9 protein-coding genes are annotated in these 9,090 nt (G+C 58.4%); 6 read left to right on the forward strand and 3 right to left on the reverse strand.

The window, feature by feature from the left end:
- Positions 1 to 167: nitroreductase family protein (locus tag ACMNI9_RS08095; RefSeq protein ID WP_418831529.1), on the reverse strand; the 167-nt coding region annotated here is incomplete at its 3' end.
- A 647-nt stretch (positions 168 to 814) separates the two neighbouring features.
- Between ACMNI9_RS08095 and ACMNI9_RS08100 the strand changes: the two genes are divergently transcribed.
- The 5 genes from ACMNI9_RS08100 to ACMNI9_RS08120 all read left to right on the forward strand — a co-directional run bounded on the left by ACMNI9_RS08100 (position 815) and on the right by ACMNI9_RS08120 (position 6,106).
- Positions 815 to 1,381 carry a QueT transporter family protein gene (locus ACMNI9_RS08100; protein ID WP_114566651.1) on the forward strand — a complete coding sequence of 189 codons (567 nt, stop codon included), beginning with the start codon at positions 815 to 817 and terminating at the stop codon, positions 1,379 to 1,381.
- Positions 1,382 to 1,662: 281 nt separating this feature from the next.
- Positions 1,663 to 2,967 (forward strand): glycosyltransferase family 2 protein, encoded by a 1,305-nt coding sequence (locus tag ACMNI9_RS08105; protein ID WP_216529178.1) that lies wholly within the window; start codon positions 1,663 to 1,665, stop codon positions 2,965 to 2,967.
- Between the two features lie 187 nt (positions 2,968 to 3,154).
- Complete coding sequence (locus ACMNI9_RS08110; RefSeq protein WP_418831524.1) at positions 3,155 to 4,069, forward strand: sulfite exporter TauE/SafE family protein; 915 nt, start codon at positions 3,155 to 3,157, stop codon at positions 4,067 to 4,069.
- An 84-nt stretch (positions 4,070 to 4,153) separates the two neighbouring features.
- Positions 4,154 to 5,467, forward strand: coding sequence for a histidine kinase (locus ACMNI9_RS08115; protein WP_114566749.1), 1,314 nt, complete (start codon positions 4,154 to 4,156; stop codon positions 5,465 to 5,467).
- Positions 5,468 to 5,692: 225 nt separating this feature from the next.
- Complete coding sequence (locus ACMNI9_RS08120) at positions 5,693 to 6,106, forward strand: DUF2871 domain-containing protein (protein ID WP_114566648.1); 414 nt, start codon at positions 5,693 to 5,695, stop codon at positions 6,104 to 6,106.
- A gap of 77 nt (positions 6,107 to 6,183) precedes the next feature.
- Here ACMNI9_RS08120 and ACMNI9_RS08125 read toward each other — a convergent pair whose 3' ends face one another.
- Positions 6,184 to 7,065 (reverse strand): MarR family winged helix-turn-helix transcriptional regulator, encoded by an 882-nt coding sequence (locus ACMNI9_RS08125; protein ID WP_114566647.1) that lies wholly within the window; start codon positions 7,063 to 7,065, stop codon positions 6,184 to 6,186.
- Positions 7,066 to 7,491: 426 nt separating this feature from the next.
- Here ACMNI9_RS08125 and ACMNI9_RS08130 point away from each other — a divergent pair, with 426 nt between their 5' ends.
- Complete coding sequence (locus ACMNI9_RS08130) at positions 7,492 to 7,914, forward strand: hypothetical protein (RefSeq protein ID WP_418831526.1); 423 nt, start codon at positions 7,492 to 7,494, stop codon at positions 7,912 to 7,914.
- Positions 7,915 to 8,217: 303 nt separating this feature from the next.
- On the opposite strand, the gene ACMNI9_RS08135 is transcribed toward ACMNI9_RS08130, so the two are convergent.
- A complete protein-coding gene (locus ACMNI9_RS08135) occupies positions 8,218 to 8,832 on the reverse strand; it encodes a VOC family protein (protein ID WP_216529182.1) in 615 nt (204 codons plus the stop codon).
- Positions 8,833 to 9,090 lie beyond the last annotated feature (258 nt).

Genomic DNA, 9,090 nt, shown 5'->3' on the forward strand with positions numbered 1-9,090 from the left:
ACCAGCTGCGGATCGGTCACGATGCCGAATTTCCATGCCTGCACGTTGCTGCCCGACGGCGCCCAAGCTCCCGCTTCCACCAGTTCTTCAAGCACGCTGGTTTCCACCGGCTCGTCTGTGAAGGCGCGCACGCTTCTGCGCTGCTGTATCGCTTGCAAGGTTTCCATGCAGTTCCGGCTTTCTCTTCGGGCGCGGACGCGCGATGTTCTTTCTGTCGTATTCTACCCGACGAGTTGCGGATGGGTTGCGCGCGTTGCGCTCCCAGCTCGATGGTCTGGCGGCAGGGCGAAGATCTGTTGGTGGGATCGTTCGATCCGTTCGTGGCGCAAAATCCCCGGTCTGCGCTGCTGGACAAGGGCTCTCGACAGCCGTCGAATCCGCTGCGTCTCGGTGAGCTGGTTCGTTGATGCGGGCGCACAAAACGACCGCGCTCGACAAGCCGCGCAAGGAGCGCAGGCCCGCGATTTCGTGCCCAAAAAATCGCAGGAAAGGCACCGAGCCGCGCGTTCGGTCATCGGTTCCCTGCGCGTTCAACCTCCTGCGTCCTTGCGCGCAGAACGACGGCGCAGACGCCCGCGTGCGAACGAGCGCCAAGCGAACAGCGCCCTCGCCCCTGGCGCCCTCGGCTTTGCTGTGCGCCGTGTCGCGCGGCGCGCTCAAGGCCCGCTTCTCTGCTATACTGCCTTCTGGCTTTGCGCTGCGGATTTCACGCCCGCATCGGAAGGTCTCGCATTTGCATCGTTGGGCCCTGCACTTGCGACCTATAGTTGCCCAAAGCCCGCGGCGCTTGCCGTGCGGAGACAAGGAGATATCCATGAACAAGAAGACGACGTATGTCGCCCAAGCGGGCATGATCGCAGCCGTGTATGCTGCGGCGACGCTGGTGACCCTCATGCTGCTGCAAGGCTTAGCTTGGGGCCCGGTGCAGTTTCGCATCTCGGAAGCGGTGTGCGTGCTGGCGGTGCTCACGCCTGCGGCCGTTCCCGGTTTGACCGTCGGCTGCATCATTGCGAACCTGATTGCGCTGGCCGTCAACGGTACGGGCGCGCTTGGCATGCTTGACGTGGTGTTCGGCAGTTTGGCCACGTTTGTAGGGGCGCTCTGGTGTTGGAAGATGCGCGAAAAGCCGAAGCTGGCGCTGCTTGGCCCGGTGATAGCGAACGCGCTCATCGTGCCGGCGTACCTGCCCTTGATCCTGCAGGGTTTGGGTTACTACACCATTCCGTTCACTAGCATTGCGCTTGATGGCATGTATCTTCCCATGTACCTGTTCGGCGTGGTGGCGACCGGTTTGGGCGAGGCGCTGGTCATGTATGTGCTGGGTCTTCCTCTGTTGACGGCGCTCAGGCGCTTTGGCGTGGTGAAGCAGCCCGACGCGTAAGCGCATCTGGCGAGTTCGCACTCCGGCGAGCTTGCGGCGTACCGGGCGCGGATCTTCGCATCGCATACTCTGTTTCAGTTCACGGGGGCGTCGGACTATCGGCGCCCTTTCTGTATGTTCTATAGGTGCTCACCAGGCGCTTCACTGTTTCGATGAATTGGACAGCGGGTTGGTTGAAAATAGCTACAATAGGGAGGTTAGACTCGCAACGAACGTGCCCTCGGACGCTTTTGGAGGTGCGCGTGCGAATCTGCAAAGTGTCGGTCGAATGAAGGACGTGCATGAATCCCGTTATCGTCGTTCCAGTTTTCATATCAGCCCGCCGCCGAAAAGACGGCGGCAGCGTGCTTACCACGTACGATCACGCGACGCCGGTTTCGGCGCCTGGCGAGCTGCCTCGCCTGCTTGCTTCGCTTCAAAAGGTGCGCGGTCTTGGGCAGATCGTCTTGCTGGTTGTTAGCGAGCCGTCCATCGAAAACCAAGCTGCCGAAAAAGTGCAGGCCACGGCTTCGCGCTTCTCGTCCCTTAACATCGTGGTCATCGGCGCGCCTGAGCTGGCGCTTATCCAGCAGCGCATGGAGCAGTTGGGCTTGGGCAAGCTGCAAAAGGAAATTGGGCTTGCGGGTTACGGTGCTATGCGCAACCTCGGCTTGGTGATGGCCAACGTGCTCGGCTACGATTCGGTTGTGTTCCTAGACGATGACGAAGTGGTCGACGACGCCGACTTCCTCCAAAAAGCCATGTACGGCCTGGGCAAGCTTACGAAAAAGGGCATTCCCATTTTGGCCAAAACCGGTTTCTACTTCAATTCCGAAGGGTCGTACCTGTCCAAGAGCCAGGACAAGTGGTACAACCATTTCTGGCAGCAGGGCAAGGCGTTCAACAAGTGGATTACCAAAGCCATGCGCGGTCCTCGCTTGTCGCGCTCGAACCATGTGTGCGGCGGGTGCCTGGCGCTGCATAAAGAGGCGTTTCGCCGCTTGTCGTTCGATCCGTGGATCGCGCGCGGCGAAGACCTGGATTACATGCTGAACCTGCGCATGTACGGGTCGGACATCTGGTTCGACAACCAGTGGAGTTTGCGTCACCTTCCCCCTGAGACCGAAAGCGAGGGCACGCGTTTTCGTCAGGACATCTTCCGTTGGCTTTACGAGTATCGCAAGATGGAGTACAGCCGCACGCAGATCGACCTGCTGCAGGTGAAGCCTTCGTCGCTTGAGCCGTATCCGGGTCCCTTCCTGGAGCCGGGCATCACGAATCGCATTCGCCTGACGGCGTTTCTGCGCAGCCTTGCTCGGCCCGACAAGCGCGCGTATCGCAAGGCCGCCCGTGCCGCGACCGGCGAAGCCACCACGTACGCTCAGCGCAATTGCGCGAAGTACTTCGAGTTCCAGTTCGTGTGGCCGGAGCTTATGGCGCGCATGGAAAACGACCAGATCCTGCGCACCGCGCTGCTGCAATCGTCTGCGCAGCGCCAGCTGAACGCCAGCGCTGCCGGGTCTTCGCCCATGCGTCCCGTACCCGCTCCCGCACAGGCTATCGACCCGGGCGTGACCAGCGAGATTCGCCTGAACATCGCGGAATAACGCGCTTGATGAGCATCACCTGGTTGGCCGGCGAAACGCCGGCCGCCTTGCGTTCGGGGCCGGAAACGGAAACCAAACGCTTACCTTTGTAAAAAGCAGTACCGTATTTGGCGAAAGGCATCTGCACTTCGGCTACACTTGACGCTGCGCGTGCTTGGGCGCCAAGCGAAAGGAAAGCTCAGCGTTCATGGATATCTTCATGCTCTATGTTCTGCCGGCGCTCGTCGGCGTGGGAATCGGCATTTTGTCAGGGCTGCTCGGCATCGGCGGCGGCACGGTCATGGTTCCCATTTTTCGGTTGGCGTTCGATATGAGCCCCGTCATGTCTACGGCTACGTCCCTGTTCACCATCATTCCCACATCCGTTTCGGGCGCGGTCTCCCATATTCGGCATAAAACCTGCATCCCGTCGCTGGGCATTGCCGCGGGCCTTGGCGGCGCGATCACGTCGCCGTTGGGCGTGTGGCTTGCCCAGATATCTCCCGCTTGGATGATCATGTTGGCTGCCGCGCTCATCATCGGGTGGTCTGCGTTCAAGATGCTGTCCAAAGCGTTCAAGATGAAGAATGCGTCGCCCGTTGCTGCGGAATCGTTGCAGGCGGCTGCCATCCAGGTCGAAACGGCGCCTGATAAATCCGTCGATTCTGCGACCGCGTCCGCGACCACGACCACGACCACGACCGCGTCCGGCGGCCCTGCCGGTCCTTCGCCGTCGAGCAAGCTGACGCGCAAGCAGCTGCTAGTGGGAGCGGCAATCGGCCTGGTCGCGGGCGTGGCATCGGGATACGTGGGCGTAGGAGGCGGCTTCATCATGGTGCCCATGATGTTGTCGTTGGTGGGCATTTCGATGCGCCAGGCTTCCGGCACTTCGCTCATCGCGGTCATGATCCTGGCCGTTCCGGGCGTTATCGAGCAGGCGTTGCTGGGAAACATCAACTATGCGGCGGGAATCGCCATAGCCATCGGGTCCATTCCCGGTGCTGTTGTAGGCGCTCGTCTTGTTCGCGTGGTGCCCGAACGCATGCTCCGCTTCATCTTCGGATGCTTCCTTCTGCTGGCGGCTGCCCTGTTGGTGCTGAACGAATTCGGTATACTGAGCTGACGCGCCCGGTGACGACACTCGCGCGCGGTCTGTAAAAGCAATTTCGAGCGCGGTGTGCAGATGTCGCGTTGTGCGGGAGGCACCATGAGGAAAGAATCGCAAGAGCGGGCGTCGTTGCCCCGTTTCTTCACCCTTGAGATGTTCATGTTCACGATCACGGTCCTTTCGGGCCTGGTGCTTATTTGGAACCTGATCGCGCCGAACAACAACATCATCGCGCTCTTTTGCGCGGGCATCGTATTTACGCTGTCCATCGTGGTGGTCATCAGGCTGCTCATGGACCCTGATTCGGTGCGCGCCCGGCAATCTGACGCCATGCTCAAGCTGGCAAGCCGTACGCTGGCCTGCATGAACGAGGGCCTTGACCGCACGGCGGCAGAAAAAATATGCGGACTGCTTCTTCCTTCGACGGCCGCTATTGCCGTGGCCATTACCGACAAAGACAGGATTTTGGCGTATTCGGGGTACGAAGAGTCCGAGAATCCGTCGGGCAGCATCATCCGCACGCACGCCACGCATGCCACGATCGCCGACGGCGAAATGCGCGTTTTGTTCACGCCCGAGGACATCGGTTTTCCGCACGACAGCTCAACCATCAAGGCTGCCATCATCGTGCCGCTCACGGTGGGCCGCAACGTGGAGGGCACGCTCAAGTTCTACTATCGTCGGGCCAGCCATATCAGCGAAACGCAGAAGTCTATCGCGGAGGGTTTCGGGCAGCTTTTGTCTACGCAGATGGCCGCCGCTGCGCTTGAAGAGCAGACGAACCTGGCTACCAGCATGGAGTTAAAAATGCTGCAAAGCCAGATCAATCCCCACTTTTTGTTCAACACCATCAATACCATTGCTTCGCTGATCCGTACGGATCCGGAAACCGCGCGCAAGCTGCTGCGCGAGTTCGCCGTGTTCTACCGGCGCACGCTGGAGGATTCTGCCGACCTGATCATGTTCGGTCGCGAAATGGAGCAGACGCGGCGGTACTTCACGTTCGAGGTGGCGCGCTTCGGGGCCGATCGCGTTGCCATGGTGGAGGAGATCGACTCGCGCATCGACGACATGATGGTCCCCCCGTTTTTGATGCAGCCGCTGGTGGAAAACGCGGTTCGCCACGCCATGCCGTCGGAGGGCAAGCTGACGATAACCATTACGGGCGAGGTGATAGGCCAGGACGTGATTGTGCGCGTGATGGACGACGGCGTTGGCATGACGGAGGAGTCTCGCCAAAACATTCTGCATCCTGAATCGTCGACGGGCCTGGGGATTGCCGTGAAGAACGTGCACGATCGCATTTGCGGCTACTTTGGCCCCGGCACGCACATGGACGTGGAAAGCGAGTTGGGGGCGGGGACGTGTGTGAAGCTGGTGCTCAAAGGCGGAGCTCGTCGCGAGTATCAGTAGGCGTTCTTGTGCAAGATGCGTTTGACCAGTGTATTTGCTTGATATGTGAGCGTTACGGTTCTTTTCTTGCGCTTGTGCTACCTCTATAATATCATTTAATATGAACGATGTTCATGTAAGAGGGGGCTCTGCGCGAGGCTGCAAACGGCTTCGTCGGGGCTTTGGGAAGATCGCAGTCGAAAGACGAGCGACGCAACGCTTTGTTGGAATCGGAAAGAGGCGAGCATGGTCAAGAAATACACTACTTTTGCGTTGGTTTATGCGGTGATCGCGTTGGCGATGGGCGTGTTCTATCGGGAATTCACCAAGATTTTGGGATTTGACGGGTTTACGAGCCTTTCGTTTATCCATACCCACTATTTCGTGCTGGGCATGGTCTTCTTCCTGCTGCTCGCGCTGCTTGAGAAGTCGTTCTCGTTTTCGGCCCAGGGCAAAACCATGCCCTTTGTTGTTGTGTACAACATTGGCCTGAACATTGCGTGCTTGGGCTTTTTGATTCGGGGGATCACGCAGGTGCTTGGCGTAACGCTGGCAAGCGCGCCCGATGCGGCGTTGGCGGGAATCGCCGGCATCGGCCATATCCTGCTTGCTGTTGGCATTGTTGCAATCTTGCTGAAGGTGCGCAAAAGCGCAGCGTAGGGCTTTTGCGGCGCGATGCGACGGTTGCCGGCCGTCGCATCGCGCCTTCTTATTGACGTGCTACGGGAGCCGCAGGTCTAGAACGGCGGCTCCTTCGTTTTGTGCATGGCTGCGACGATCTTTTCGGCTATGTCGAAGTATTGGTGGGCCTTGCTTCGACTCTCTTCGGGAATGATGGCAATGAGGGCTCCAAGCAAATCGGGGACGATGAAGGTGTCAAGGTCGTAAAGCGCCTGCTCGGTGATGCGCGCGTACGTGTAGCGCTGGTCCGAGGCTGACCGCTGCCGCTCAACGTATCCCTGCTTCTCGAGTTTCTTCAACGCTTCCGAAACCTCGGGCGGTCGTAGGAACACCTTGCCTGCAATCACGATAGGGGACAGCCCGATGGGCGCGTCGGTAAGGCAGGCGAGGATCTTGAAGCTGTTCAGGGACACCCCGTTCTTTTTCAGGGCGCGGCATTCTGTTGCGTGATTGACGAACACGCATTCGGCGTACGAGCGTTCCACGTTGTCAAGGGTTAGCCCGTATTTGCTGATCACGCGGTTGTTCGCGGCTGTTTTCAAGGAATCGTAGTATGTCAGCAGAAGTTCGTCGGTGGTGTAAAGCTCCCAAATCTGTCTGACCTGGTCCACAATTTCTCGGTCGATGTCTTTGATGAGCTGGACGGAGCGTTCGGTGCACAGGACAACGGTGTTGCGTCGGTCGTCTTTGTCCCACTGGGTTTTGACCAGGTTCATCGCTTCAAGCTCTTTGATGGTCATGGTAACGGTCGATGGATGCAGGCTGAGCGTTTTGGCAAGGCTTCGCATTTGGTCGAATCGCTCGAATGCCTGCAGCCGCGCAAGGATTCGGTACTGGTTTACTGATATGCCGCCTGCAAGTCCAATGGTCTTGGCGAGCGCTTTGTGCGCGGCGGTAGTGGCAATGACCCAGTTGTTCAGTCGTAGGCACAGCGTCATGGATCGATACACCCTCTCCAAGGCGTCGTAACGGATATGATAAAAATGTTACTATTTTTCTATCGAAACCGTTTCGCAGGGCTCCAAAGGTTTACATACCGAATCGAATCATTAATTGAACTGATAAATTAGTATGCAAACTAGTTGCTTGACTTTTGACGTGCCTCAAGCTGGGTATTCCGCTCGATTATGCGCCGCGTTTCGAATTGCGCGAGTTCGTGCGAAGCACCCGTTCGCACGCCTCGTTCACCGCGCGCCCTGAAGCCTTGATGGGCACATGGTTGGGCATATTGATCGTTTGTCCATGCATGGTTCAGCTGGGCGTTTCGGGCGGTATCATTTCACACGCGCTGGAACTTGGATTTCGCGGCGCACGAGCCTTCCTCCGACGGGTGAAGGTTGCGAAGGGGCGGCAAAGGAGCTTCGATGCGCATGTTCGATATCTTTAGACGAAGGTCGTGCAGTGCGAGCAAGCCGAAGGCTTTGCCGTGCGATGAGCAGGTGGAGAAGGGTGTCGTTTGCGATTTGGAAGAGCTTTCGCATGCGGCTGGCGCGGAGTTGCATGCGCGCTCTCGGGCGGTTGGATCTGCTCAGGATCTGCTGACGCTTTTGGCCCAGAAGAGGGAATGCCCTTCCATTGGAAGTTTAGGGGTGGAGCCGTGGAGGGGCCGGGCGCGCGTGCTTATGGGGTCGGTTGCCCATGAGGAGTACACTCCGGCGGCGTTGACGGCGGTTGCGCACGTTCTGTACGCCGAAGCGCTGCGTTTTGATACCGCCGACGAAGCTCATCGGTTTTTCGAGTTGCTTGACGCGGTGCTCGGCCAAGCGGATGGCGAAGAAGTTTCGTGATGGCGCGTGCGCTTGGCTTTCGGGTTGAGGCGCATGGCAAGGATGAGACGATCCTGTCAAAACGAACGAGTTTTGCTGGTCCTCGAACCAGGATAAAAGCTACTGGCGGCTGCGTGACCTGGGGCGATGTAAAACGCGTTCGAGGAATGGTTCTCCCAAAGACGGGAAATCGCCGCAAAACTCGTTCGTTTTGACAGGATGGCGCGACGATCCGCGCGGAAGGGCGGGCATTGCGCCGCCGACCGTCGGAGGGGCGGGGCGTCGCGTGCCGAATAGCTGTGGGACCGACTCCTGCTTGCTGGTTCAGGCGCGTTTCTTGAAGCTGACCTCGATGTTGCCGCCTGATGCAAGCTCAAGGCGCTCGTCGTCGCACAATTCCCGTATCAACGGGAATCGAACGGGGTTTGTGCCGTAGACGACCCGGTTGATTTGCTCGATACCGTTTGGGTGGACGAAGTTCTTGGGCTTTGGATCGGTAGAGAAGTAAGTCATGAGGAAAGGGACGTCGAGGGCTGTTGGAGATGCGATTCGGAATCGCAGGTCTCTGCCATGTGCGTTCACTCGATGGGCGGGAGCTTCGCAGCTTCTGATTCCGTGTTTCCGCAGAACCGCCCTTTCTTCGGCAAGGTTGCTCCCGTAGCTTTCCAAGGCGAGTTCGCGATACCCCGGGGCGCAAGAGTCAAGGCGTTCGAACCGATCGACAAGGGCGCCTTTGCCCAGAAGCCGCATGAGGACTTTTGCGGCGTCGGGCATCCTTGAGCCATCCAGCAGCTCGATATAAGGTCCTGTGGAAAAGTAGATGAGGGCATTGATCGGGCTTTTCGTTCTTCCGTACTCGACCGCGAACCCTTCTTTTCGGTATTCTCGAACAGCTTGATCCAGCTGCTCGACTTTCAGTATGAGGTGACTTAGTTTCATAGGCGGCTTTCTTTCTCCAGGGCGCTTTTTGATTCTTGGGGGGGGGTGTTGCAGTGTTGCGGGTTGCTTTGCCTAGGGAATAATTTTAGGGACGGGCGGGTGCGTCTTTTGTAAGTTATACTAGGCTAACAAAAGAATATTGCAAGTAGCTTATCGTGTGCGAACATCCATGCACGAGGGTCGCGGTTCCAATGCTTTGGGCGCGAATCGGTGCCTATGGCAATTTGCGCCGTATGCGAAGCCACATAATGGCTGCCT

Source organism: Paraeggerthella sp., from assembly GCF_048427265.1.
GTDB lineage: Bacteria > Actinomycetota > Coriobacteriia > Coriobacteriales > Eggerthellaceae > Paraeggerthella > Paraeggerthella hominis.